The organism is Pseudomonas sp. AB39(2026), assembly GCF_059831485.1.
This window is the reverse complement of sequence record NZ_CP195212.1, coordinates 143,827-167,737: the sequence shown is the minus strand read 5'-3', so window position 1 is coordinate 167,737 and position 23,911 is coordinate 143,827. Positions and strand designations below refer to the sequence as shown.

At 62.6% G+C, this 23,911-nt stretch carries 26 protein-coding genes; 15 read left to right on the top strand and 11 right to left on the bottom strand.

Annotation, left to right across the window (positions count from 1 at the left end):
* Positions 1 to 22: 22 nt before the first annotated feature.
* Positions 23 to 952: a 1-aminocyclopropane-1-carboxylate deaminase/D-cysteine desulfhydrase gene (locus tag ACSAMW_RS00680; RefSeq protein WP_500593927.1), complete on the bottom strand. Its 930-nt coding sequence runs from the start codon at positions 950 to 952 to the stop codon at positions 23 to 25.
* A complete protein-coding gene (locus tag ACSAMW_RS00675) occupies positions 952 to 3,003 on the bottom strand; it encodes an oxidoreductase (protein WP_500592205.1) in 2,052 nt (683 codons plus the stop codon). The genes ACSAMW_RS00680 and ACSAMW_RS00675 overlap by 1 nt, the downstream gene beginning before the upstream one ends.
* Positions 3,004 to 3,169: 166 nt before the next feature.
* Between ACSAMW_RS00675 and ACSAMW_RS00670 the strand changes: the two genes are divergently transcribed.
* Positions 3,170 to 4,207, top strand: coding sequence for a carbon-nitrogen hydrolase family protein (locus tag ACSAMW_RS00670; protein ID WP_500592204.1), 1,038 nt, complete (start codon positions 3,170 to 3,172; stop codon positions 4,205 to 4,207).
* Positions 4,198 to 5,256 carry an AraC family transcriptional regulator gene (locus ACSAMW_RS00665; RefSeq protein WP_500592203.1) on the top strand — a complete coding sequence of 353 codons (1,059 nt, stop codon included), beginning with the start codon at positions 4,198 to 4,200 and terminating at the stop codon, positions 5,254 to 5,256. The genes ACSAMW_RS00670 and ACSAMW_RS00665 overlap by 10 nt, the downstream gene beginning before the upstream one ends.
* On the opposite strand, the gene ACSAMW_RS00660 is transcribed toward ACSAMW_RS00665, so the two are convergent.
* On the bottom strand, positions 5,250 to 6,059 hold the full coding sequence (locus tag ACSAMW_RS00660; protein WP_500592202.1) for a DUF2242 domain-containing protein: 810 nt from the start codon (positions 6,057 to 6,059) through the stop codon (positions 5,250 to 5,252). The genes ACSAMW_RS00665 and ACSAMW_RS00660 overlap by 7 nt on opposite strands.
* Here ACSAMW_RS00660 and ACSAMW_RS00655 point away from each other — a divergent pair.
* Both ACSAMW_RS00655 and gcvA read left to right on the top strand, forming a co-directional pair.
* Positions 6,058 to 6,228, top strand: coding sequence for a hypothetical protein (locus ACSAMW_RS00655; RefSeq protein ID WP_500592201.1), 171 nt, complete (start codon positions 6,058 to 6,060; stop codon positions 6,226 to 6,228). The genes ACSAMW_RS00660 and ACSAMW_RS00655 overlap by 2 nt on opposite strands.
* 28 nt (positions 6,229 to 6,256) lie before the next feature.
* The gene (gene gcvA / locus ACSAMW_RS00650; RefSeq protein WP_500592200.1) at positions 6,257 to 7,189 is read left to right on the top strand and encodes a transcriptional regulator GcvA; all 933 of its coding nucleotides are present in this window, start codon (positions 6,257 to 6,259) and stop codon (positions 7,187 to 7,189) included.
* On the opposite strand, the gene ACSAMW_RS00645 is transcribed toward gcvA, so the two are convergent.
* Complete coding sequence (locus tag ACSAMW_RS00645; RefSeq protein WP_500592199.1) at positions 7,142 to 8,065, bottom strand: helix-turn-helix domain-containing protein; 924 nt, start codon at positions 8,063 to 8,065, stop codon at positions 7,142 to 7,144. The two genes, gcvA and ACSAMW_RS00645, sit on opposite strands and share 48 nt — an antisense overlap.
* A 247-nt stretch (positions 8,066 to 8,312) precedes the next feature.
* On the opposite strand from ACSAMW_RS00645, the gene pobA reads away from it, so the two are divergent.
* From pobA to ACSAMW_RS00625, 4 genes are all read left to right on the top strand, one after another.
* Positions 8,313 to 9,539, top strand: a complete 1,227-nt coding sequence (gene pobA / locus ACSAMW_RS00640) for a 4-hydroxybenzoate 3-monooxygenase (RefSeq protein ID WP_500592198.1) — start codon at positions 8,313 to 8,315, stop codon at positions 9,537 to 9,539.
* Positions 9,540 to 9,818: 279 nt separating this feature from the next.
* Entirely contained in the window at positions 9,819 to 10,025 is a 207-nt protein-coding gene (locus tag ACSAMW_RS00635; RefSeq protein ID WP_500592197.1) for a DUF6434 domain-containing protein, read from the top strand.
* Positions 10,026 to 10,097: 72 nt separating this feature from the next.
* On the top strand, positions 10,098 to 10,646 hold the full coding sequence (locus ACSAMW_RS00630) for a cytochrome b (RefSeq protein WP_500592196.1): 549 nt from the start codon (positions 10,098 to 10,100) through the stop codon (positions 10,644 to 10,646).
* Positions 10,647 to 10,727: 81 nt separating this feature from the next.
* Positions 10,728 to 11,783, top strand: coding sequence for a permease (locus ACSAMW_RS00625; protein WP_500592195.1), 1,056 nt, complete (start codon positions 10,728 to 10,730; stop codon positions 11,781 to 11,783).
* 57 nt (positions 11,784 to 11,840) lie between these two features.
* On the opposite strand, the gene mnmH is transcribed toward ACSAMW_RS00625, so the two are convergent.
* Together mnmH and selD are read right to left on the bottom strand one after the other, a co-directional pair.
* A complete protein-coding gene (gene mnmH / locus ACSAMW_RS00620) occupies positions 11,841 to 12,941 on the bottom strand; it encodes a tRNA 2-selenouridine(34) synthase MnmH (protein WP_500592194.1) in 1,101 nt (366 codons plus the stop codon).
* Positions 12,941 to 13,975 carry a selenide, water dikinase SelD gene (gene selD / locus ACSAMW_RS00615; RefSeq protein WP_500592193.1) on the bottom strand — a complete coding sequence of 345 codons (1,035 nt, stop codon included), beginning with the start codon at positions 13,973 to 13,975 and terminating at the stop codon, positions 12,941 to 12,943. The genes mnmH and selD overlap by 1 nt, the downstream gene beginning before the upstream one ends.
* Positions 13,976 to 14,127: 152 nt before the next feature.
* On the opposite strand from selD, the gene ACSAMW_RS00610 reads away from it, so the two are divergent.
* From ACSAMW_RS00610 to ACSAMW_RS00600, 3 genes are read left to right on the top strand one after another with little or no spacing between them, the layout of a single operon-like run.
* Positions 14,128 to 14,376, top strand: coding sequence for a hypothetical protein (locus ACSAMW_RS00610; protein WP_500592192.1), 249 nt, complete (start codon positions 14,128 to 14,130; stop codon positions 14,374 to 14,376).
* The gene (locus ACSAMW_RS00605) at positions 14,373 to 15,713 is read left to right on the top strand and encodes a GGDEF domain-containing protein (protein WP_500592191.1); all 1,341 of its coding nucleotides are present in this window, start codon (positions 14,373 to 14,375) and stop codon (positions 15,711 to 15,713) included. The genes ACSAMW_RS00610 and ACSAMW_RS00605 overlap by 4 nt, the downstream gene beginning before the upstream one ends.
* Positions 15,704 to 16,450 (top strand): substrate-binding periplasmic protein, encoded by a 747-nt coding sequence (locus ACSAMW_RS00600; protein ID WP_500592190.1) that lies wholly within the window; start codon positions 15,704 to 15,706, stop codon positions 16,448 to 16,450. Before ACSAMW_RS00605 ends, ACSAMW_RS00600 begins: the two co-directional genes overlap by 10 nt.
* Before the next feature lie 9 nt (positions 16,451 to 16,459).
* On the opposite strand, the gene ACSAMW_RS00595 is transcribed toward ACSAMW_RS00600, so the two are convergent.
* Positions 16,460 to 16,777, bottom strand: a complete 318-nt coding sequence (locus ACSAMW_RS00595) for a hypothetical protein (RefSeq protein WP_500592189.1) — start codon at positions 16,775 to 16,777, stop codon at positions 16,460 to 16,462.
* A gap of 135 nt (positions 16,778 to 16,912) precedes the next feature.
* Here ACSAMW_RS00595 and gstA point away from each other — a divergent pair, with 135 nt between their 5' ends.
* Positions 16,913 to 17,518, top strand: coding sequence for a glutathione transferase GstA (gene gstA / locus ACSAMW_RS00590; RefSeq protein WP_500592188.1), 606 nt, complete (start codon positions 16,913 to 16,915; stop codon positions 17,516 to 17,518).
* A gap of 51 nt (positions 17,519 to 17,569) precedes the next feature.
* A complete protein-coding gene (locus ACSAMW_RS00585; RefSeq protein WP_500592187.1) occupies positions 17,570 to 18,442 on the top strand; it encodes a DMT family transporter in 873 nt (290 codons plus the stop codon).
* Between the two features lie 2 nt (positions 18,443 to 18,444).
* On the opposite strand, the gene ACSAMW_RS00580 is transcribed toward ACSAMW_RS00585, so the two are convergent.
* The 3 genes from ACSAMW_RS00580 to ACSAMW_RS00570 form a co-directional block, all read right to left on the bottom strand.
* The gene (locus ACSAMW_RS00580) at positions 18,445 to 19,446 is read right to left on the bottom strand and encodes an ABC transporter substrate-binding protein (RefSeq protein WP_500592186.1); all 1,002 of its coding nucleotides are present in this window, start codon (positions 19,444 to 19,446) and stop codon (positions 18,445 to 18,447) included.
* A gap of 140 nt (positions 19,447 to 19,586) precedes the next feature.
* Positions 19,587 to 20,357, bottom strand: coding sequence for a 3-hydroxybutyrate dehydrogenase (locus ACSAMW_RS00575; protein WP_500592185.1), 771 nt, complete (start codon positions 20,355 to 20,357; stop codon positions 19,587 to 19,589).
* A gap of 80 nt (positions 20,358 to 20,437) precedes the next feature.
* Positions 20,438 to 21,646, bottom strand: a complete 1,209-nt coding sequence (locus ACSAMW_RS00570; RefSeq protein ID WP_500592184.1) for a sugar transporter — start codon at positions 21,644 to 21,646, stop codon at positions 20,438 to 20,440.
* Between the two features lie 431 nt (positions 21,647 to 22,077).
* Between ACSAMW_RS00570 and ACSAMW_RS00565 the strand changes: the two genes are divergently transcribed.
* The gene (locus ACSAMW_RS00565; RefSeq protein WP_500592183.1) at positions 22,078 to 22,506 is read left to right on the top strand and encodes a hypothetical protein; all 429 of its coding nucleotides are present in this window, start codon (positions 22,078 to 22,080) and stop codon (positions 22,504 to 22,506) included.
* Between the two features lie 9 nt (positions 22,507 to 22,515).
* On the opposite strand, the gene ACSAMW_RS00560 is transcribed toward ACSAMW_RS00565, so the two are convergent.
* Positions 22,516 to 23,460: a 5'-nucleotidase gene (locus ACSAMW_RS00560; RefSeq protein ID WP_500592182.1), complete on the bottom strand. Its 945-nt coding sequence runs from the start codon at positions 23,458 to 23,460 to the stop codon at positions 22,516 to 22,518.
* A 214-nt stretch (positions 23,461 to 23,674) separates the two neighbouring features.
* On the opposite strand from ACSAMW_RS00560, the gene ACSAMW_RS00555 reads away from it, so the two are divergent.
* Positions 23,675 to 23,902 carry a hypothetical protein gene (locus tag ACSAMW_RS00555; RefSeq protein WP_500592181.1) on the top strand — a complete coding sequence of 76 codons (228 nt, stop codon included), beginning with the start codon at positions 23,675 to 23,677 and terminating at the stop codon, positions 23,900 to 23,902.
* The last annotated feature ends 9 nt before the right edge of the window (positions 23,903 to 23,911 follow it).

Sequence of the window (23,911 nt, the reverse complement as noted above, 5' to 3'; positions counted from 1 at the left end):
GCAGGAAATCTCAATATGTAATTTAGCATCCCACTATGTGGGATTTTAGCGTACTCGATTGGCTAAGAAGGCCACGCCGGCCTTGCAACCCTCCGGTATGCACAAACATCAGCCGTGTGCCGGCCTTGAAATAACCAGCCGCCACCTTGGCCTGCAACGCCAGCAGGGCTTTAGCGGTGTACACAGGCTCCAAGGGGACACCGCTGGAGGCTTCGGTATCACGAAGGAACTGAAGCAGTACGGGGTCGACCTTGCCAAACCCGCCCCGGCTGGCGTCATGCCACTCCACACCGCCTGGCCCGGCGAGGGTGTCTACCGTGCGTTCGGCGCCCTGCCCCGGTGGCACGGCCAAGGCACCGTGCACACGGCGCTGCCCGGCTTCTGCTCTCACCAGGCCCGCCGCTGTGGTACCCGTACCCGCCGCCAGCCACCAGGCGTCGAACGTGTCCCAACCCAGAGCCGCCAACCGGCTTTGGGCCAGGTCTTTCAACGCGGTGCAGCCCTGCACGCCACGCTCACACGCACCGCCTTCGGGCAAGGTAAGCCAGCCGGGGTAGCGGGCTTGCCAGGGTGCCCAGAACCCCGGCTGATGGCGAGCGCGGTAACCCCCATAACCTAACCAATGGAGCGTCATGCCCATGGCCTGAAGGTCCTCGGTGGTGGCTGTGGCCTGAGGCTCACCCCGCAGCAGGCCGACCGTTTGCAGGCTCATGCGCTGGCCCGCCGCAGCCAGGGCGTGGAGGTGGTTGGACCAGGGCCCGCCCAGGCTGATTAGCCCAGGGGCGCCCTGCTGCCGAGCCAGTTCCAGCCAGGGGCGCAGCTTGAACCACTTGTTGCCGCTGACCAGAGGGTCGATCAGGTCCAGGCGCAACACGGCCACCTCGATACCCGCGGCGGCCAGCCAGGGCAGGTGCAGCGGTTGCAAAGGCGGCGGAAGTAGGCTGGCGGTGATCACAATGCAGCGGCAAGGCGCGAGCCTTGGTTGATCGCCCGCTTGGCATCCAGCTCGGCGGCCACGTCTGCGCCGCCAATCAGGTGCACCGGTATTCCCGCGGCTTCCAGGCCCTGCGCCAGTTCGCGCAAGGGGTCCTGCCCGGCACAGACCACCACGTTGTCCACCGCCAGCACTTGTGGCTCGCCGTCGCCCACCCGTATGTGCAAGCCCAGATCATCCACCTTCAGGTATTCCACCCCGTTGAGCATCTGCACCTGCTTGCTTTTGAGCCCTGCCCGGTGAATCCAGCCGGTGGTCTTGCCCAGGCCATCCCCCACTTTGCTGGCCTTGCGTTGCAGCAACCACACCTGCCGTGCCGGGGGGCTGACTTCGCCGCGAATACCGGCCACGCCGCCACGGGCCTCAAGGGAAGGGTCAATACCCCACTCGCGCCAGAACGCCTCGGGGTTCACACTGCTGGCCGTGCCTTGGTGCACCAGAAACTCACTCACATCAAAACCAATGCCACCGGCCCCTATGACAGCCACCCGAGCGCCCACTGCGCGGCGGCCTTGCAGCACGTCAAGGTAGGTCAGCACCTTCGAGTGTTCGATGCCGGGAATGGGCGGAAGCCGCGGCGTGATGCCCGTGGCCAGAATCACCTCGTCAAAGCCGCCCCCAGCCAGGTCTGCTACCCCTACCCGCTGGCCAAGGCGCACGTCCACGCCGGTTGTTTCCAGCTTGCGACCGAAGTAACGCACGGTTTCATTGAATTCTTCCTTGCCTGGAATACGCTTGGCCACGTTGAATTGCCCGCCCACCTCGCTGGCCGAATCGAACAACGTCACCTGGTGCCCTCGCTCGGCCGCGACAGTGGCGGCCGCCAGCCCAGCGGGGCCCGCGCCCACGACCGCGATGCGCTTGGCGGCCAGGGTGGGCAGGTACAGCAGTTCGGTTTCATGACAGGCGCGGGGGTTGACCAGGCAACTGGTGAGCTTGCCCGCAAAGGTGTGGTCCAGGCACGCCTGGTTGCACGCGATGCAGGTATTGATCTCATCCGCCCGGCCCTGCTCGGCCTTGGCCACGAAAGCCGGGTCGGCCAGGAACGGCCGCGCCATGGACACCATGTCGGCGCTACCACTGGCCAGAACCTGCTCGGCGACGTCAGGCGTGTTGATACGGTTGGTGGTAATCAAGGGCACCCTGACGGCCCCTCGAAGCTTGGCGGTGACCCGTGCGAACGCGGCGCGTGGCACCTTGGTGGCGATGGTGGGGATGCGCGCCTCGTGCCAGCCGATCCCCGTATTGATCAACGTGGCCCCAGCCGTTTCCACCGCCTTGGCCAATTGCACCACTTCCGGCCAGTCGCTGCCGCCTTCGATGAGGTCGAGCATGGACAGGCGGAAAATAATGATAAAGCGCTCGCCCACGGCTTCGCGTACCTGACGCACAATCTCCACCGCCAGGCGCATGCGGTTCTCGTAGCTGCCACCCCAGCGGTCAGTGCGGTGGTTGGTCCAGGCTGCCAGGAACTGGTTGATGAAGTACCCCTCGGACCCCATTATTTCCACGCCGTCGTACCCCGCCTGCTGAGCCAGGCGGGCGCAGTTGACGAAGTCGGCGATCTGTTTCTCGATACCGGCCTCATCCAGTTCGTGGGGCTTGAACGGGTTGATGGGGGCCTGGATGGCGCTGGGCGCTACCAGGTCAGGGCTGTAAGCGTAACGCCCGGCATGAAGGATCTGCAGGCAGATCTTGCCCCCTTCGGCGTGCACGGCTTGGGTCACCACACGGTGGCGCTCGGCCTCCTCCTGCGTACTGAGTTTGGCGGCACCTTTGTACACGCCGCCCTCGGCATTGGGCGCGATGCCCCCGGTAACCATCAGGCCAACGCCGCCCCGCGCACGTTCAGCGAAATAGGCCGCCATGCGCTCGAACCCGCCTGCCACTTCCTCAAGGCCCGTGTGCATCGACCCCATGAGCGTACGGTTGCGCAAGGTGGTAAAGCCAAGGTCCAGCGGGGCGAGCAAGTGGGGATACGGCTTGTGGGGGTAGTGGGCGGTGGTCATAGGGCGCTCCATCATCAGGGGGGTGCGGCCGCTCGAATCGGCGCCTGCACAATGGCTGCGACAGTAATGAGCACAGCGCAGGCACTCAATGACCGCAAGTGACAACTCGTTGATCCTTCTGCACAGGGTGCTACCCTAGGGCCCTTATTCCCTGTGCCAGCCCCTTATGCGCAAAATCGTTGTACTGCTGTGCGCCGCTTTCACGGTGTTTGCATTGGCAACCTACGCCTGGTGGACCACACAGCGGCCCGTGGCCCATTACTTGTCCGACCTTCGCATCGAGCCCTTGCTTGAACAAGGCCGCCCAGGCGCGGCGGGTAACCTGTTGGGCCTGCAGCCACGCATGACCCCTGCGGACTACCAGGACGCCCGGCGCCTGCAAATGAAGTTCGAAGCCTACCTGCGCCAGGCACGCGCCAAAGGCCTGCTGGGGCCACGGACCATCGTGGTGTTGCCGGAGCACATTGGCACCTGGCTCTGGCTTAGCGGCGAAAAGGATGAGGTGTACCGCGCCGAGCAATTGAGCGAGGCCAGTGGCTGGCTGACCCTTAGCAACCCCCTGGCGTTTCTTGGTGCGTTAGTGGAAGGCCAGGGCGAGCGTCGCCTGAGCGAAGCCCAGTTACGCATGAAGGCGGCACGCATGGCTGAAGATTACCAGCGGGTATTTGGGGGGCTGGCGCGGCAATTCGGGGTCACCCTGGTCGCCGGTTCCATTGTGCTCCCCGAGCCTGGCCTGCAGGCGGGCCGCCTGACCTTGGGTAAAGGGCCTTTATATAACGTGACCGTGACCTTCGGCCCCGACGGCCTGCCGATGGCTGCGCCTTTACGTCAGCATCGCGTTCATTTCCGCAGGTTCCTGGCTGCAGGCACCGGGCCGGCGCTCCAGGTACTGCAAACCCCTGCCGGGCCTCTAGCGGTCGCCCTCGGAGATGATGCCCGTATGGCTCACGTGCAGGCCCAGGTGAAAGCCCAGGGCGTACGCATGCTGGCCGTACCGGGCTTTGTGTCCAGCGATGTGGACGCACCTGCCCCGCCAGAAGCGCCAGCGCTGACTGACGCCGCGCCGGCAGGCCTGGTGGTGTACCTGCACGGTCGGTTCTGGAGCCACCGAGGTGTTGGCCAGGGCTATAGCTGGCAGGCGGGCCAGCGGGGCACGCCGCGAGCAGACCCCGGCACCGCAGGGATCATCAACCTGTGGCTGTAAAGGCCGGTCACCTGCGCCTGGGCGAGGTGTCGGTGGGCCTGTTGCAGGGGCTGGCCACTGCGCTTCACGAACAGGGGGTCAACCCTACCCCCCTGCTGGAGCAATTCGGCCTGGACAGCGCCCGGCTGGCCCAGCCTGGGGCCACCCTGTCCATTGCGCGCTACATGCGCCTGGGCCACGCCGCAATTCAACTGACTGGCAACCCTGCGCTGGGGCTGGCCATGGGCCGTGCCGCCACCTTGGCACAGGCAGGGCTGGCGGGCGTGACGGCCGCCCAGGCCCCCAACGTACGGGAAGCGGCCCGTACGCTGGTCCGGTTTGAGCCGTTGTATGGAAACAATTACCGGGGCCAGTCCCGCTTCGACGAAGACGCCCGCGGCGCCTGGCTCAGCTTCTACTCCATCAGCCCCTACAATGGTTTCAACCGTTTCGTGGTGGAGGCCTTGCTCAGCGGGTGGCTACAACAGCTGTCTGTTGTGGCCCGGCAACCGCTCCAGGCTGAACAGGTACAGATTGAATTCCCTGCGCCTGCCTATGCCACCGCTTACGAAGGCCTGAGCCTCACCCCGGTGGCGTTCGAGGCGGGTCACAATCGCCTGCGCCTGAGCCAGCCGGTGCTGGCCCTGCGCAACCCTGACCACTGCCCTGGCACTTGGCGGTTGTTGCTGGGGCTGTGTGAAGAAGCGCTGGCCCGACAAACCCGTACCCGCACCCTGAGCGAGCGTATTGCCGCACTGCTGGGCCCCTTGCTGGAAGGCCGCCGGGAGCCCGACCTGGACCAGGTGGCGGCTCGATTGAAGATGCCGCCCTGGACCCTGCGGCGCAAGCTGGCCGAAGAAGGTACCGGGTTTCGCGAAATTCTCAACCAGACCCGGCGGGACCTGGCCCTGGCCTATATCCGCGATACGGACCTGAGCCTGGGTGAAATCACATGGCTGCTGGGGTTTACCTCCGCGGAGGCCTTCCAGCGTGCCTTCAAACGTTGGGCTGGCCAACCGCCGGGCGCGTACCGGCGTGAGCACCGGCAGGCACGGCGAGAAGGCTACTGATCGGTAGCGGGTGCGGGGGGCTCTACACTGGCAGGGGTATCCGCCTTGATCGGTGCCTGCTCAGGCGGAGGGGCCAGAGGCTCGGCGCCTTCAGCAGGGACAGGTGCCAGGGGCTCCGGGGTGATGGCCGGCTCGGCAGGCGTTGCGGGTGCAGGCGCTTGCGCCCCAGGGGCCTGGGCAGGCGCTGCTGCCGACTCAGGCACGCCCAGCACCGCCTTGGGTGCCTCCTTGGGCTGGGCCACATGATGGGCTCCACCGTGGGCTGCCTTGGGCAGGAAGCTTTCCACCAGCCCGAAATAACGCTCATAGAACTGGGTCGCCGACACTGTCTCGCTGGCCACCTTCACCATGGAGTCGTCCGTAGAGCCAATGGGCATGGATACCGAACCCAATACCCCCACGCCCAGGCTGGCCGAGTTGTTGGTTTTCTTGAGGGCGTAGCGGTCCTGCAATGCGTTGGCGAACATGGTGGAGCTGCGGCCGCTTTCGCTGTCGGCAGCGCACACTACGTTGAAGGAGATTTCCAGGTGGGTGTCGCCATTCTGCTGAAAGCTTTTATGGCCACTGACCAGCTTGGGGTCGCTGCTGGTAATGATGTAGCCCTGGCTGAGCAGTGCCCGCCGCGCGGCTTCACAGGACGCTGTATCACTGACCGGGTAGCTGCGGGAAAACGTACCCGAATCGTTGAAGTGTTCGTGTTCGTAGATCGCCGGCTTTTGCGAAGAACACCCTGCAGCGCTGGCCACGGCAAGGGCCAGCAGCGCCCCTTTGCGTGAAAAGGCGGCAGCGATGGAATTGAACATGTGCACATCCTGCTTGGGCATCGGCCGGGTGGGCATTGTGCACTACAACGCCAGCCCGGCCCGTGAAATCAGTGTACGAGGGCGTGAATTTTACTACGCCCGGCCGGTGGGCAACACCCTGGGCAGAGGACAGTGCCCACGCCGGTGCCGTATATTGCGCAGGCTTTGAGCACCGACCTGCCCCGAAGGATGCCCTGATGTCACGCCGCCTGATGCCCTCGATGACCGCCCTGCAATGCTTTGAAGCGGCAGCCCGGCACCTGAGTTTCACCCGCGCGGCCCAGGAACTGCACCTCACCCAAAGTGCCGTCAGCAAACAGGTGGCGCAGTTGGAGGACCTGCTGCGCCACCCCCTGTTCCAGCGTGTACGCCGGCGCTTGCAGCTCACCCCGGCCGGTGCCCTGTACCTGGCCGAGGTGAACAAGATCCTGACCCAGATCGACATGTCCAGCCGGTACATCCTGTCCTATGGCGCCGAAACCGAGGTGCTCAGGGTCGCTACCCAACCTACGTTCGGGGCGCGCTGGCTGATTCCCGCCCTCAAAGGGTTCGGCAAGCAGTACCCACAGATTCACCTGGAAATCAGCAACGCCCTGGAGCCTTTCGACCTGTCCCAGTCACGGGCCGACATCGCGTTCTTCTTTGGCCAGGGGACCTGGCCGGGTGCGACCTGCCTGGCGCTGTTCGACGAAGAAGTGGTGCCAGTGTGCGCGCCCGAATGGTTGGCTGAGCACCCCATGACGCAACCGGCGGACCTGACCGGCGTGGTGCTGCTGCAATGCACGTCACGCCCTGAAGCCTGGCACGAATGGTTTCTGGCCCAACAGCTGCACTCCCCTAATAGCTACCACGGGCCACGTTTCGACACGTTCTACATGTGCATTCACGCCGCCGTGGCCGGCTGCGGCATGGCCTTGATTCCCCGTTACCTGGTGGAGGACGAACTGGCCAGCGGCAAGTTGGTGGCGCCTGTACCCGCGGCCATGCCCAGCGTCGGTTCACACTTCATCGCGTATTCGGAGCACGCGGCGCAGGTGCCCAAGGTGAAATGCTTTGTGCAGTGGATACTGGAGCGGGCAGGCTCAGGGTGTGCTGCTGCGGGCCAGGTTATCCCGAAACACCCGGGGTGAAAGCCCAGTGAGCCGCCGGAAGAACCGGGCAAAGTAGGCCGGGTCTGCAAACCCCAGCGTGTCGGCAATCTGGTTGATGGTCATGCTGGTATAGGTCAGGTCGCGCTTGGCTTCCAGCAGTAACCGTTGGTGGATGACCTGCAGCGGTGATTGCCGCGCCAGGCGCCGGCACAGGCTGTTGAGCTGAGGCACCGATACTCCCACGCGATGGGCCAGGGTTTCCACACTGGGCTGTTCCCGGAAATGGGCCTCCACCTGTTGCTGGAAACGCCCCAGTACGTCACGCCCGCGATCAGGCCGTTGGCCTTCGGCCCGATGCTGCTGAATGCGCCGCCCCAGCCACACCAGTGCCACGTTGGCCAGCGCATGGAGCATCAGCTCGCGCCCCGGTTGCGGCCCTTGGTATTCCTGCTGCAAGGCCTTGAACAGGCTATGGAGGTAACCACGCTCAGCCCCAGCAGGCAGCCGCACAGGCTGCTGAAATAGATCCTGCCCCATGCCGGCCTGGGTACGCAGCTGTTCGATCCACGGCGCTGCCAGCGTTACCACATAACCTTCCACGTTTTCGCTGAAACGAAAGCCATGTACGGCCAAGGGCGGCAGGAACTGCAAGGTGGCCTCACGCACGGTTTCACGGTGCCCCTCCACTTCGATCTCGGCACGGCCACGGTGTACGTAGAGCAGTTGATACAAGTCAGCGTGACGGTGGGGGCGAATCTCCCACTGGAACAGCTGGCTGCGGGCCGAAATGGTTTCGCAGTGCAACAGGTCAGCGACAGGCCAGTCCAGCCCCGCGCCATAGAGCTTGAAGGTGGGAACGGGTTCAGGCGAAGGGTTGCGCACAGGTGACCTCGACAGTTCGATTATCGAACGCATTACGCAAAAGTACCGGTTATTTAGCCGATTTGGCCTGTGCGCTGCAACGGCGCCCACAAAAAATACAAGTCTTGCCGAGGGTTTGTACGAAAAGTCGGCGAGCGAAGGCCAGGCAAGGAAAAAGCCAGCGAGGAAGCGGAGTTTACTGGTTGTAAATGAGCATTCCGAGCTGGCTTTTGACACAGCATGGGCGAGCGCAGCCACTTTTCGTACAAAGCCTACATAATAATGACAACAGGACATCCCCATGCACACCTCAGTCGCAATCATCGGCGCAGGCCCGTCTGGCCTGTTGCTTGGCCAGTTGCTCCAGCGCGCCGGCATCCCCAACGTCATCCTGGAGCGCCAAGCCCCCGACTATGTCCTTGGTCGTATCCGTGCCGGCGTGCTCGAACAAGGCATGGTGGACCTGCTGCGCAAGGCAGGCGTACACCACCGCATGGACGCCGAAGGCCTGGTCCATGAGGGCTTTGAGCTGGCGTTCGATGGGCGCCAGGTGCACATCGACCTCAAGGGCCTCACCGGGGGTAAAACCGTGATGATCTACGGGCAGACGGAAGTCACCCGCGACCTGATGGCCGCACGCGAGGCTGCTGGAGGCATGACCGTTTACCAGGCCCGCAATGTGCAGATCCATGACCCCAAGGGCGAGCGCCCCTGGGTGGCCTATGAGCAGGATGGCCAGGTGCATCACCTGACCTGTGACTACATTGCCGGGTGCGACGGCTTTCATGGCGTCGCACGGCAGTCCATTCCCGCTGACGCCCTCAAGACCTTCGAGCGGGAATACCCCTTCGGCTGGCTGGGCGTTCTGGCCGATACGCCGCCTGTCAATAATGAGCTGGTCTACGCCGCTCACCCTCGCGGCTTTGCCTTATGCAGCCTGCGCTCCCCTACTCGCACGCGCTATTACGTGCAAGTGAACGCGGACGAAAAAGTAGAAGACTGGAGTGACGAGCGCTTCTGGAATGAACTCAAGGCCCGCCTGCCGTCAACGCTTGCCCAGCAGTTGGTCACTGGCCCCTCCATCGAGAAAAGCATCGCGCCGCTGCGCAGCTTTGTGGTGGAGCCCATGCAATATGGTCGGCTGTTCCTGGTAGGCGATGCGGCGCACATCGTGCCACCCACCGGGGCCAAAGGGCTGAACCTGGCCGCCAGTGATGTGAGCACGTTGTTCGATATCCTCGTAAAGGTGTACCAGGAAGGCCGTACCGACCTGCTGGCGCAGTATTCGGCGATCTGCCTGCGCCGCGTATGGAAAGCGGAACGCTTTTCCTGGTGGATGACCACGATGTTGCACCGCTTTCCAGGCGCCGACGCGTTCAGCGAGCGTATCAGCGCCACGGAACTGGACTATTTCACAAGCTCCGAAGCCGGGCGACGCACCATTGCCGAGAATTACGTGGGGTTGCCGTATGAGGCCGTGGAGGATAGGCCTGATACTGTGGTGCAGAGTGCTTCGCACTGTGCTTGATGGGTGGAGCGGCCATCGTTTACCTTGAGAGACGGGGAGCATTGCAAGCATTGGGCGGCTTCGTACATGTCTACGCTTTGTACGAAACTGGCTGCGTTCGGCCATGCTGTGTCAAAAGCCAGCTGAATTGCCAGCCCAGTCGGAATGCTAATTTACAACCAGTAAACCCGAATGCGGGCCCAGTCCGCTTCCTTTGCAATCCGACCTCAAAAATGAAGGTGCCTCGCCTTATAGCGCGATGCTCTATGCTCGGGTGTACACCGTCACAAGGAACTGGCAATGGCGTTTGACTGGCACTCAGGATCGATTACCCGCTCGACCCCTATCGACAAGAATTATCGAAATACGCAGAACGTACGCCGCTTTCTAATTGCAGAGTGTGGGGAGGCCTTCTGTTTCAATCGTGAGCTCATCGCCTGGATCAAGGAGGGTGGAGCATCGACAATTGGCGAAGTCGCAGACCAGTGGGTGCGTATGCGCAGCTGAAGCTATGAATGGCCCCATGCAATAGGCACTGTTGAATAGATACAACCGCACACCCGCCATAGCGAGGCCCCCATGCCCTCTGACTCAGCCCACTACACCGAAACCGCCAAATGGCTGCACTGGCTGATGGCAGCCCTCTGGATCAGTGCCTGGGTGCTGGGGTTCTGCGCCGTGCACTGGCATGCGGTGAATGAAGACCACCAAGTCACGTTCTGGCACAAGGCAATCGCCAGTACTCTGCTGTTCCTGATTGTTTTGCGGGTGGCCTGGCGCCTCACCCACCCTGCGCCTGCCCTCCCCGGCAACATGACCCCGTTGATGCGCAAAGCCGCTCACCACGGGCACCTGGTGCTCTACGCTGTGGCCTTGATGGCATTGCCGCTGTCCGGCTGGCTATGGAGTTCGGTGGTGGGCCGCCCGATTCTGGTGCTGGGGCTTTTCCCGCTTCCGCCACTGACCGGCGAGCACAGCAGCCTCGCCCCTTATGTAAAGGGCTTTCATACCTACGTGGCTTGGGCCTGCGGCGTGCTGGTGACCGGGCACGGGCTGATCGCGCTCAAGCACCACGTGATTGACCGGGATGGCGTACTCAGGGGCATGCTGCCGGGCCGACGGGCGTAACCCCCGGCTGGCTATAGGGCGCTGTCCTTTGCAGCATCCTTGCCCGTATCATGCGCCGGTTCTTTTTCTCGGATACTTCCCATGCATCTCCAGGCCTCGCCCTCTCAGCCCCGTGGCTGGTCCTTCTGGTGGAAACCGGCGCTTTTCCTGTTGGTAGCGATGGTAGGGCTGTACTACGTGAAGTGGTCGCCCTATTACCTCAAGTCCTTCGTGGCAGCGGAAAAGCACAGCATTGGTGGTTCGATCATCAATGACCAACTGACCTCCCCTGTGGCCGCAGCACTGGCCTATGCACAGGTCTATTTCCTGGCGATCTGGAAAGCCGCCGTACTGGCGATTGTGCTGGGTTCGTTGCTGCAGGTGCTTATTCCCCGGGACTGGCTGTTGCGCCTGTTCGGCAAGGCAGGCTTGGGTGCCACTGTGCGCGGCGGGCTGTTCGCACTGCCTGGCATGATGTGCAGCTGCTGTGCCGCACCAGTGGCAGCGGGGCTGCGCAAGCAACAGGTCTCTGTGGGCGCGGCACTGGCGTTCTGGATCGCCAACCCGGTGCTCAACCCTGCCACGCTGGTGTTCATGGGCTTTGTGCTGGGCTGGGGGTTTGCGGCCTTGCGCCTGGTGGGCGGTATCGCCCTGGTGCTGGGTGTGTCGCTGATTGCCCAGCGCCTTTCTCGGCCTGAGCAGCTGCCGGAACAGGCCATGAATGCCGTAGAAGCGGCCTCAGTGCCGCCCCAGGGCCACCTGTTGCAGCGCTGGGCGGTGAGCCTGTGGCAGCTGTTCTGGAGCACCATCCCGGTGTATGTGGTAGCGGTGTTGCTGCTAGGCGCCGCGCGCGTATGGCTGTTCCCTCACGTGGAAGGCGGCTTTGGCGAGGGCCTGGGCTGGCTGGTGCCCATGGCCATCGTGGGCACTCTGTTCGTGATTCCTACGGCTGCAGAAATCCCCATCGTTCAAACCCTGATGGCTCTGGGCCTAAGCACGGCACCGGCAGTGGCGCTGCTCATGACCCTACCCAGCGTAAGCCTGCCGTCCTTGCTGATGCTGCGCAAATCCTTCGAGGCTAAGGTGCTGTGGGTGGTCGGCGGGCTGGTGATGGCGTTTGGTGTGGTGTGGGGGCTGGTGGGGGTGGCGATCTTGTAACGCCCAGGGGCGCTGCCGGCTGCAGAGGCCTGAAGCTGGCGGCGCCCTAGCTTGGCATCAACCGCCCACGCGCGCCTTCAGGTACTCAAGCACGGCTGCGCGCTCGCCTGCGAACTCGATCCGCTCGGCTTTGGCGTCTCGCTGGAAGGCGTACATGGGGTCGTAATACTCCAGCAACAACCCTTCGATCCAGCCACGGTGCCCGCTCACCTCGCCACGGGCGCCCTGCTCGGCCAAGGCGGCCTGCAGAATGGCGGCGAAGCGCTGATACCGTTCCCCGCCCAAGCGCTTGGCGATGCCCGCCAGGCTCTGCTGCAGGCGCTCGGCAAAAGCGGTGAAGCCTGCCTCCTGACCGTGCAGTGCTACGAACTCGGCGCACAGGTTCACGACGTAGTCCTGGAGGATGCGCGATACCCGCGATTCCAGGCCGTCCTCCAGCCACACCATTGGGCTTACCTGCATGCGCCGGTACAGCGAGAGCGGCAAGGCGCAGCTGCCGATCATTCGGCTTTCATCTTCCACCACAAAGGCCGCCTGGCCTTGGGCACGGCGCTTGAGCAGGTCTACGCCCAGCGCGTTTTCGAAAGCGATGGGCGCAGGTTGAGCCGTGGCACGCTTGCCGAACCCCGAGCCCCGGTGATTGGCCAGGGCTTCCAGGTCCACAGCATGGTCCAGCTCGGCCAGCACTTCGGTTTTACCGATACCGGTCATGCCCCCAAGGCACACGAAATCGCAGGTGGCGACACTGTGCTCGGTCTGCTCGATCAGAAAGGTGCGCAGCGCCTTATAGCCGCCCACTACCCGAGGGTAGTCGATGCCGGTGGCGGCCTTGATCCATTGCTGGGTGATCTGCGACCGTAGGCCACCGCGGAAGCAGTACAGGTAACCCTCGGGGTGCGCCTCAGCGAACTGTGCCCAGGCGGCAATACGGGCTTCCTTCACGGCGCCAGCTACCAGAGTGTGGCCCAGTTCGATAGCCGCCTGCTGCCCATGCTGCTTGTAGGCAGTGCCCACCCGCTCGCGCTCGCGGTCGTTCATCAAAGGCAGGTTGACCACTCCAGGGAACGCACCCTTGTGGAATTCGACCGGGGCGCGAACATCCATCAGGGGGACGCTTTCCAGGAACAGGCGCTTAAAGTCCGTGGTGTTGTCTACCATCACACAACCTCGACTGCATGGGTGCCCCGGGCAACCATTTCCCCAATCGGTTGCAGGGCCATGCCCAACTCGCTGGCAGTAGCCAGGAAAGCAGGTGCCTCGCTCGGCGCCACAGCCACCAGCAAACCACCGCTGGTTTGAGGGTCGCACAGCAACAGGCGAGTGGCTTCGTCCAGGGGGCTGACGCTTGCCCCATAGCTGTCGAAATTGCGCAGGGTGCCACCCGGCGCGCAGCCCTGGGCCAGGTAATGTTCAACCCCTGGCAGGCGCGGCACGGCCTGTGCGTTCAGGCGGGCGGTGAGGCCCGCGCCATTGGCCATTTCCAGCAGGTGCCCGATCAGCCCAAAGCCGGTTACGTCCGTCATGGCGCGTACGCCCGCCAGCCGCGCGAAGCGGCTACCGGCACGGTTGAGGGTGCACATCCAATCCCGGGCCACACCCACGTCCTCGTCGCGCAGCAGGCCTTTCTTCTCTGCTGTGGTCAAAATGCCGATGCCCAGCGGTTTGGTCAGGTACAGCTGGCAGCCCACTGTGGCGGTGTCGTTACGCTTGAGGTGGGCCTTTTCCACCAGCCCTGTGACGGCAAGGCCAAAGATCGGCTCCGGCGCATCGATGGAGTGGCCACCGGCAAGCGTGATCCCTGCTGCCTCGCACACCGCGCGGCCGCCACGGATCACCTCACGGGCAATTTCCGGGGCCAGCACGTTCACAGGCCAGCCGAGGATCGCAATGGCCATCAAGGGCGTGCCGCCCATGGCATAGATATCGCTGATGGCATTGGTGGCAGCGATGCGACCGAAGTCGAAGGGATCATCCACGATAGGCATGAAGAAGTCGGTGGTGGAGACCACCCCGCGTTCCTCGTCAATGCCATACACCGCCGCATCGTCGCGCGACGCATTGCCTACCCACAGGGCCGGGTCCAGGTCCTGGGCGCCGCTGCCTGCCAGGATCACCTCCAGCACCTGGGGCGATATCTTGCAGCCGCAGCCAGCACCATGGCTGTATTGAGTCAAGCGAACAGGTTGGGTCATGACAGGCCTCTGAAGAGCAGGGGCCGAGAGTCTAGCATCCATGCTGGCTGCCTGTTGATGCCGGTGTGGCCAGCGGTCAAGTTGCGCCCGTTCATGCCGATAGCCTGGGCACGACCTTCACACCTTCACCACCCAGCCCACGGAGCGCGAGCATGCCCCCAGCCTGGCCCACGTGCCTTTTACGCGCTGCCTATGCTGCCGCCGCGCTTCTGGCCTGCCTGTCAGGTGCCAGCGAGGTAGCCCCGCTGCAGGTGGTGCCCGAGCTGGAGGGTGGAGGCTTGAGCGCCGCCTTCAGCCGCAATACCCCCCTAGAAACGGTCGACGCTTTCCGTAAAGCGTTGTCGCGCGTGCATGAACACGGTCGCTACGAAGCCATCGTGCGTAAATGGACGGCGCTTTGAACACCCATTCCTATGACGATCCCACCCACCCAGGCATGACGACCGAGCGCCCGCTGGCGCACCGGCTGGTTGTGGCAACGCTGGTGTTCTGCCTGGCCTTTACCTGTATCACGGTGGGCGTGCGTACCTGGTTCGCGTGGCGCAGTGGCGAGCACGCCATGAATGCCGAGCTCGCCCTGATCGACCAGGTGTTCCAGGGCTCGCTGTCCAAGGCGATCTGGGAAATGGATCGCGAGAGCCTGGAGGCTCAGTTGCAGAGCGTCTCACAGGCTGGGCCGGTAGGCCGCGTGACGTTGCGTATCCCTCGCACCGAACGTGCCGAAGAAGTACTGGTCCATCAGCGTGACGGCTTCCTGGGTGCAGGCCCGGCACCTGCACTCACCCGCGCGTTGACCGTTTCGCCCTACCCAGGGGCGGTTCAGCCAGTCGGCACACTTACGATTGAGGGTGACCCTACGCTGTTGCGCGAACGCCTGTGGAAAGAGGTATGGGCCATCGCCCTCACTCAGGTGCTTCAGTCCCTGGCCCTGGCCGGCATCACCCTGCTGATGTTCAACAGCCTGGTGACGGTGCACGTGCGCCACATTGCCCGCCACCTGGAGCGGCTCACCCCGGCCAGCCTTGGCACTCGCCTGCGGCTGGACAGGCTGGGGCACCGTAATGACGAACTGGACCTGCTGGCCGTACGCATCAATGCACTACAGGACAACATGGCCCAGTACCTGGCGCTGCAGCATGAGGCCGAGCGGGCATTGGCCGCCAGCCGTGATCACTTGGCGCTGGAGGTGGCACAACGTACGGCCGAGCTGATGAGTGCCAATACCCAGCTGCAGAATTTGTCGCGCCTGGACCCTTTGACCGGGCTGGCCAACCGCCGTTATTTCGACGAACTCAAGGACGTCGAATTCAACCGAGCGCTACGTACCCGCCACCCCTTGACCGTACTGATGTGCGACGTGGATTACTTCAAGGCCTACAACGACACCCACGGTCACGTGGGCGGCGACGCTTGCCTGCAAGAAGTGGCGGCCCTCATGAAGGCGTTATTCACCCGCAGCGGTGAAGTGATTGCCCGCCTGGGCGGCGAAGAGTTTGCGGTACTGCTGCCGGACACCGATACCCCCCATGCGCTCCAGGCGGCGCAACGGTTGCGCCAGGGCTTGGCCGACAGGCGACTGCCCCATGGTGCGTCCCCGCTGTCACCGTGGCTGACCCTGAGCATTGGCGTGGCCGAACTCGATGCCGGCGCAATGACCACCTTCGACCACCTGCTACGGCGTGCGGACGAAGCCTTGTACCGGGCCAAAAACACAGGGAGGGATCGCGTATGCGAGTAACACGCTGGCAGTCTCTGCGCATGGGCCTGCTCGGCCTGGTGTTGCTGAACCAGGCTACATTCCCTGCCCTTGCAGCCCCTATTGAAGCCGTCACCGAGGCGTCTTCGTACAGCTACCTGGAGGAAGGCAAGGTCGCTGGGCCGGCCAGCGAGGTGGTCAAAGCCACCCTTGAGCAGGCAGGCCTGAACGATTACCACCTGGCGCTTTACCCGTGGGCGCGGGCCTATGACATCGCGCGGGCGGAGCCCAACGTGCTGATCTACCCCATCATCCGAACTACAGAACGCGAACGCCTGTTCAAATGGGTGGGAGAGTTCGAAGAAATAAAAACGGTGCTGTACCGGCTGCAGGGCCACGAGGGCGTGGAACTCCAAGACCTGGACCAAGCCAAGGCTTACACGGTGGGGGTGGTTCGGGACGATGTACGCGACCAGTACCTGCGCAACGCAGGGTTTACCCGCTTGGTGGTGTCGGCGTCAGCGCTGGACAACCTGCGAAAGCTGCTGGCTGGCCAGGTGGACCTGGTTCCCTTGTCACCGCGGGACGCACAACGTTTCTGCGAGCAATTGCACATCCCGTTCTATACCCTGGAACCGGTCATGAACCTGGAGCAGATTACTGCCCACGCCTACATAGCCTTCAGCCTGGCTACGCCTGACGAGGTGGTACAGAAGGCCGTTGACGGGTTCAACCAATTGAAGCAGCAGGGCGAGGTGAGGCGCCTTATGGCGCCGTAGTACGCGCTGTCATTCCATCAGGTCGGCAGGATAGAACTCACCTTCCAGCCCTTGCTCCAGCAAGCGCTGTTCCACCAGCGGGCGCATACGCTCTCCAGTGGTGTGTTCTTTGGGGTTGGCCACTCGCAGCCAGACACGCCGAACGTTCTGCTCATGAGTACCTTCACTGAGCATGTCATGGCTGGCTACCGGCCCGCCTCGCCATAGGCATTGCCCGTCCGGGTGAGTACTGGCCTGGGGGTCGGCTTCAGGCGGCACCAGCCACAGCTCAGTGGCGCCCCTTAGGTCGGCGGTATTGATATGCGCTTCATCGATCGCTATGTTCATAAGGCCCTGGGCTCGAACAAGAGGGTGTGTTGCTCTGAGTCGCCACCCGTACCCTGGGTTCATTCCAATGCCGCACGGCTGCTGACACGCTGGCCGCTGCCCATTTTGCGGCACCGCCTACCACAAGGATCTGCCATGAAACTGTATTACCTGCCTGGCGCTTGTTCACTGGCCCCTCATATCGTACTGCGCGAAACCGGTACGGCAGTCACCTTGGCCAAGGTCGACCGCAACACCAAACAAACAGACACCGGTGAGAACTTCCTTGAGGTGAACCCAAAAGGCTACGTACCGGCTATCGCCCTGGATGACGGTACGGTCATCACCGAAGCCCAGGTCGTGCTGCAATACCTGGCCGACCATGCCCCTCAAAGCGGGCTTTCGCCTGCCGCCGGAAGCCAGGATCACTACAAGCTGCAGGAATGGCTGGGGTTCATTTCCACCGAACTGCACAAGAACATGGGGTCGTTCTTCAACCCCAAGCAAACCCCCGAATGGCGTGAAACCGTCGCGGCCCTGCTGGGCAAACGCCTGGACTACGTCACCACTCAACTGGACGGCAAGGCCTTCGTGCTTGGCGACACGTTCACAGTAGCCGATGCTTACCTGTTCACGGTCTTGAACTGGTCCGGCAAAGCGAAGTTCGACTTGAGCCCCTGGCCAATATTGGTGGCCTACCACAAGCGCCTGAGTGAGCGCCCTTCCGTACAACAGGCCTTGAAGGAAGAAGGCCTGATCTGACCATCTTGCACTTGCCGCCCGCGCTCAGCGGGCGGCTCCTCCAAGCACCCGATGATCCCCTCCCAGGCTTACCTTCACCTGCACGTAGCCGCCCTGCTGTACGGGCTGTCCGCCTTATTCGGCCAGGCACTCGAGGTGCCACCGGTGGTGATCGTCTGTGGCCGAGGCTTGTTCGCTTTGGCGGTGCTTGTGCCCCTTTGCCTTTGGGCCAGGCGCTTACCTGAGCACTCAGCGTTCCCGCCGCTGGGCGCGGCCAGCAAAGCGACGCTCATGTTGCTGGGCTGCGCATTGGCAGGGCATTGGGTGCTGTTCTTCATGGCCATCCAGGCCGGCGGCGTGGCAGTGGCTACCTTGGGTTTTGCTACCTTCCCTATGTTTACGGCGGTGACGGAACGGCTGGTATTCGGGTACCCCATGGGCCCCAAAGCCTGGGCCATTATCGCCTTGGCCACCTTGGGGCTCGCGTTGGTAGGCCCAGGAGCCGATGCTTGCCCCGCCAGCCTGACAGGCCTGGCCTGGGGCGTACTCAGCGGTGCGGTGTACGCCGGTATCGCTATTGCCAATAAACGCCTAAACATTCAGGCCCACGGCTTCACCCTAAGCCTATGGCAAATGCTCGGGATTGTACTGGTCACGCTGCCGTTCGTAGGTGGCCAGTGGGCAGGCGTCACGCCTATGGGCTGGCTGTTGCTGGCAGGGCTGGGGGTACTGTGTACAGGGCTGGCCTACACCTTGTTTATCGGTTCACTCCAGCATGTCAGCGCCAATACGGCTGCCGTGGTAATCGCCTTGGAGCCGGTGTATGCCATTGCCGGCGCCTGGCTGCTGTTCGGCAACCGCCCTACCCTGGCCATGGCCGCAGGCGGCGCACTTATTCTGGGCGCAGTGGCTTGGGCAAGCCATTCACCCGGCAAGCCCGCCTAACGTCAACTGCCTGCATCACCGTGAGCCTCTTGGAAGAAATAGTCCTTCCAGCTGCCAGCCTTGTTCTTGAGCACGCCCAGCTCCTGCAGTTTTTCGGCATAGATAAACGTACGCTGCGGGACCACGGTGAAGTCGATTTCAGGGTCTTGGATGATTTTTTCCACAAACGGCAGCGGCAGCTTGGACTGTTCCACACGCACGTAGGTCTGCGCGGCTGCGGCCTTGTGGGCCTTGATGATCTGCGCGGCTTCCACCAGCGCCTCGTAGAACGCCTTGTAGGTTTTCGGGTTTTCGTCGTGGAATTTTTCGGTGGTGTACAGCACGTTGAACGTCGCCGGCCCGCCCAGGATGTCATAGGAACTGATGACCTTGTGCACCTTAGGGTTTTCCAGTTCCTGGTACTGGAACGGTGGGCTGGAGAAGTGGGCAGTCACCTCAAGGCCCCCGGAAATCAGGGCCGAGGTGGCGTCGGGGTGTGGCAGGCTTATCGACCATGTATCGAAGCGTTTGAAATTGTCTTTGCCGAACCGCTTGGCGGCTTCGATCTGTAAGGTGCGGGACTGGAACCCTACGCCAGCCGCAGGCACGGCGATGCGATCCTGGTCAGTGAAATCCTCAAGGGTTTTCACCTCTGCCCGGTTGCTCAACAGGTAGTTGGGCATGGACCCAAGGGAAGCGATGGCTTTCACGTTCTGCTTGCCACGGGTGCGGTCCCAGACCGTGAGCATAGGGGGCACGCCGGCTGACACAACGTCTAGCGCACCGGCTAGCAGTGCCTCGTTCATGGCCGTAGCCCCGGAAATGCTGCTCCAGTCCACATTGATGTCCAGGCCCAGGGCCTTGCCATGCTTCTCGATCAGGTGTTGATCGCGGACGACATCCAATATCAGGTAGCCAATCCCGAATTGCTGGGCAATGCTGATCTTACCTTCAGCCTGGGCACCGCCTGCCACCAAGCTACCCGCCAATGCACCGAGCAGCGTGAGAATACGTAACGAAACCATGGGGCTCTCCAGTAAGGTTTCAAAGCCCAGGATGACAGGGCGGCGCCAGCATAAAAGCATAAGCATCAAGATTTAAATATCTTTAATGCATAAGCATATGCGCCGGCCACTTGCCGGTCTCAACACCTGAAGTGCCAGGGTTAGCCAGCGGTCCAGCCGCCATCCATGCTCCAGGCCGCGCCCCTTACCTGGCGTGCCGCGTCACTACACAGGAACCCTACCAGCTCGCCCAACTGTTCAGGCGTGACGAACTCCAGCGAAGGCTGCTTGTCCGCCAGCAAGGCCTGTTTGGCCGCTTCAGGGGAAAGGCCCTGTGCGATCCGAGTGTCGATCTGCTGCTGCACCAGCGGCGTGAGCACAAAGCCGGGGCAAAGGGCATTGCAGGTAATGTTCAGCTCGGCTGTTTCCAGGGCAACCACCTTGGTAAGCCCCACCACCCCATGCTTGGCCGCCACATAGGCCGCCTTTCCCACCGACCCCACCAGGCCATGAGCGGAGGCGATATTGACGATGCGCCCCCACCCACGCGCCTTCATCCCTGGTAGGCAGAGGCGCGTGCCATGGAAGACCGACGACAGGTTGATGGCGATGATGGCGTCCCAACGCTCCACCGGAAAATGCTCCACGCTGGCCACATGCTGAATGCCGGCGTTGTTGACCAGAATGTCCACCGCACCAAAGGTGGCTTCGGCCAAGGCCACCATGGCTGCAATTTCGCCTGGCTGGCCCACATCCGCCGGGTGGTGGATAGCCTGCACGCCGTGGGCCTGCACGGCTCGGAGGGCAGGCGCCGGGTCGCCGAGCCCGTTAAGCACCAGGTTGGCGCCTGCCTGGGCCAGCACGGTGGCGATACCCAAGCCAATACCGCTGGTGGAGCCGGTGACGAGTGCAGTTTTGCCGTGTAGTTGCATGGAACGCTCCTTGACGAAGAGGTAGCGTTACAGCGTAGCGAGGCTGCGTTAAGGCGCCAGTGGCCCAGGTATTCTCCTGTTCAGTGCATGGCCACAGGCGCCGCGCCTGCCTGAGGCTCAGGCACGCCATAACGCCGCGTGGACCACGCGCACAGCACCAGGCCACCCAGGGCCAGCAGGCCGCCCACCAGCCCCACATGGCCCACACCCAACTGGCTGGTAACCACGCTCCCCAGCAAGGCACCGCCACCAATGCCAATGTTGTAAATGCCTGAATGCAGTGCCATGGCCACGTCCGTGGCATCGGGTGCCAGGTTCAGCACACGGGCTTGCAACACCAGGCCAAAGCACATGATGAAGATCCCCCACAACGCACTTTGCAGCGTCAAGGCAGGCAGCACGTTGGCTACCGGGGTCATCAGCAGCAGACACAGGGTCAGGCCTGCGATTGCGGTCAACAGCAGGCTACGTGGGTAGCGATTGTTGTAGCGGCTGAACACGAAGGAACCCAGGATACCTGCGCCGCCGAACACCAGCAGCAGGCCCGTGGTGGTTTCGCCCCGAAGCTTGGCCACCGTGGCCACGAAGGGCTCGATGTAGGTATAGGCCGTGAAGTGTGCGGTCACCACTAAGGCAGTCAACACATACTGCAGCATCAAGGCTGGCCGCTTGAACAGAATGGGCAGGCTGCGCAAGGAGCCTGAATTCTGGCTTGGCAGCGACGGCAAGGCACGCACCAGCACCACCAGGGTGGCGCAGGCCGCCAGCCCAATCACCCCGAAGGTGGTCCGCCAACCGAACGCTTCGCCCAGTACCCGGCCCAGCGGAATACCCAGCACCATGGCCAGCGATGTGCCAGTGGCCAGCAGCCCCAGGGCCTGCACTTGTCGGCCGGGTGGGGCTACCCGCACCGCCAGCGAGGCGGTGATGGACCAGAACACTGAATGGGCGAAGGCAATGCCGATGCGGCAGGCCAGCAGCATGGCAAAACTGTTGGCGAACGCGGACAACAGGTGGCACCCCACAAACAAGCCAAAAATGATCACCAGCAGCTTTCGGCGTTCCATGTTGCGGGTCAGCAGCATGATGGGCAGTGAAATCAGGGTCACGATCCAGGCATACACGGTCAGCATCAGCCCTACCTGAGCCGTGGTCATGGCGAAACTGTCCCCAATGGAAGACAACAGCCCCACCGGAACGAACTCGGTGGTATTGAAAATAAAGGCGCCCAACGCCAGGGCGATGACGCCCAGCCAGCTTTCGGGGCTCGATGGTGCTTGTGAACTCATGCTACTCACTCTGAATCAGGGGCTCGGCCAGCAGGCACTGGCGCAGAACGGTAAAACGGGACAACCCGATGCAAGGTCGGGCACGCGGCTATGGACCACAGGCCATAGCGGGTGTGCGGTCTGATTATTATGAGGGGGCATACAGGTATAGATCAGCGCCGATGCTACCTTGGGTGGCCGAGCAGGGTAAATGCTGCCTGCGCGTGTCGCGTGTATTAATACATACGCAAACAGGCACAGGCCACAGGGCCCGCTTCGCTGTGATAGCCGTCACAAAATCGCATGTCGGGCTACCTATGCAGCCCCTAAAGGCCCTATTGCGCTGGCCCCAAGCGGAACCAGAATGCCACTATTGAGTCCGAAACGGGTCAATGGGTCTTGGCGCCAGGGTGCCGAAGGGGTTCGAGGTGCACAGGAAACGATTGGAGTTCATGCTCCAGATGCTTGAAGAACTTGCGGCGGGCCGTTGGCAAGTGAGCCGCAAAGGCTACGCCGGGTCCGGACACAGGCGACCCTCGTTTTTGCCAGACGTGTGGGTGACGCCAATGGACGATCCGCTAGGCCACGCCGCCTGTGCCATTGGCTTTGCCTGCCTGGATGAGCGCTTCGAAGGGCTTTACCTGGATGGCCTGGAACCCTGCACTCGGCTCCCAGGCACTGCCCGTACCCATGCCCGGCTGGTGAAAGGCTGGGAGGCGGTAGCTGCCTATTTCGAACTGGACCAGGCCACTGCGCGCAGCCTGTTTGGTGTGGAGCGTTCGCCGGCGTCCATTACCCAGGTGCGCGACTGGCTGCGGGCCTTCCTGTATACCCCTTCCGACCAACCCAAGCCCGACCCTCAGGCAAAGCATTGCGGTTAGGCCCTCGCCTCACGGGGTAGGGTTTACAGGCCGATTGGCAATGCCAAACGGCACATGCACCATGGGGATATTTCCTGCAGCTGAGGCCAGGTGGCTGCGCTGGTCATCGAAGAACATATGTGGCTTGAGCACCGACAGCACCCTGCTCTTTTCCATGCCGCCCAGGAAAAACGCCTCGTCGGGCGATACCCCCCACGCCTTGAGTGTTGTGACCACCCGTTCATGGGAGGGCGCGTTGCGAGCCGTTACGATGGCGATCCGCAGGATCTTGCTATAGGTAGGGTCTTCGCTCAGCCGCTGTGCTTCAAGCTGTTGCAGAAAGGCCAGCTTGCGAAACAGGTCGGCCAGCGGCCCAGGCTGGTGAGCAATGGCCTGGTGCTCGCTTTCATAAGTCTGAAATTCGGCAAGGTCCAGGTTGCGCTTGAAGACCGTTTCAGCTTCATCGTCTGCGATCACACCGTCGAAGTCGAACGCTACCCTCAACTCGGTATCGATCTCGTCGTCGTACACCCGGGAAGGCAATACCACGCCCGCCGGGTAGTCTGCATCGATGGCCCGCTGCACGTCGCCCTCATTGGCGCTGAGAAACAATGAGGCGTTGAATGCCGGTATGTATTCATGAGGAGAGCGGCCAGTCATGAATGCCGCGCGGCTGATGTCCAGCCCATAATGCCGGATGGACCTGAACACGCGCACACCCGTTTCTGGCGAGTTCCGGGAGAGCAGCACCACTTCCACCGGGGGCTCCGCTGAAAAACCTGTATTGAGGCTCAGGAAGCGGCGAATGAAGGGAAACGCCACCCCTCTGTCGAAGGGCTGATCAGCGTTGCGTTGCTGGTGCAGCCGATAGGCCTCTACCCCCTCGTTCAGGTAGACCTCGTTGGACTCGGACAAGTCGAACAAAGCGCTGGAAGCAACGCCAATTACCAGTTTTTTCTCGATGGGGTACGGCATAGGGGCCTGTCAGCAAGGATACTGCACCAGCATACGTGACGCCGCAAGCACAGGCCAAGGAGCGTCAGAACCACAAGCAGGAAGACAATAGCTCAATGGTTGCAGAACACACTCAAGCCGGATGGGCCTTGTGCCGATAGCGTTAACGAGCCCAGTGCAAAAAGCCGCCTGTCAGGCGGCCACAGGTCTCAACGCTACTGCCGGAGGGCGCGCAATGGAACACAGCAACCATGTAGGTTCATACACCGAGGCGCACAAAAGCCTGATGAACCTGTTAAGCGACAGCGTAATGGCTCAGCTCGTACGCCCTAATGAGCCTGATGCAGTTTCGGAGGCTGACCAGGCGCTAGAAGCTGCTGTAGCCAGCAGCTTCTACTTCAAACGTCGGAGTGCCAAGCGGTGCAGCTGCGCCCAATGCAAGGCCGTGCGCGCGGCCATGTAAGATGGATGG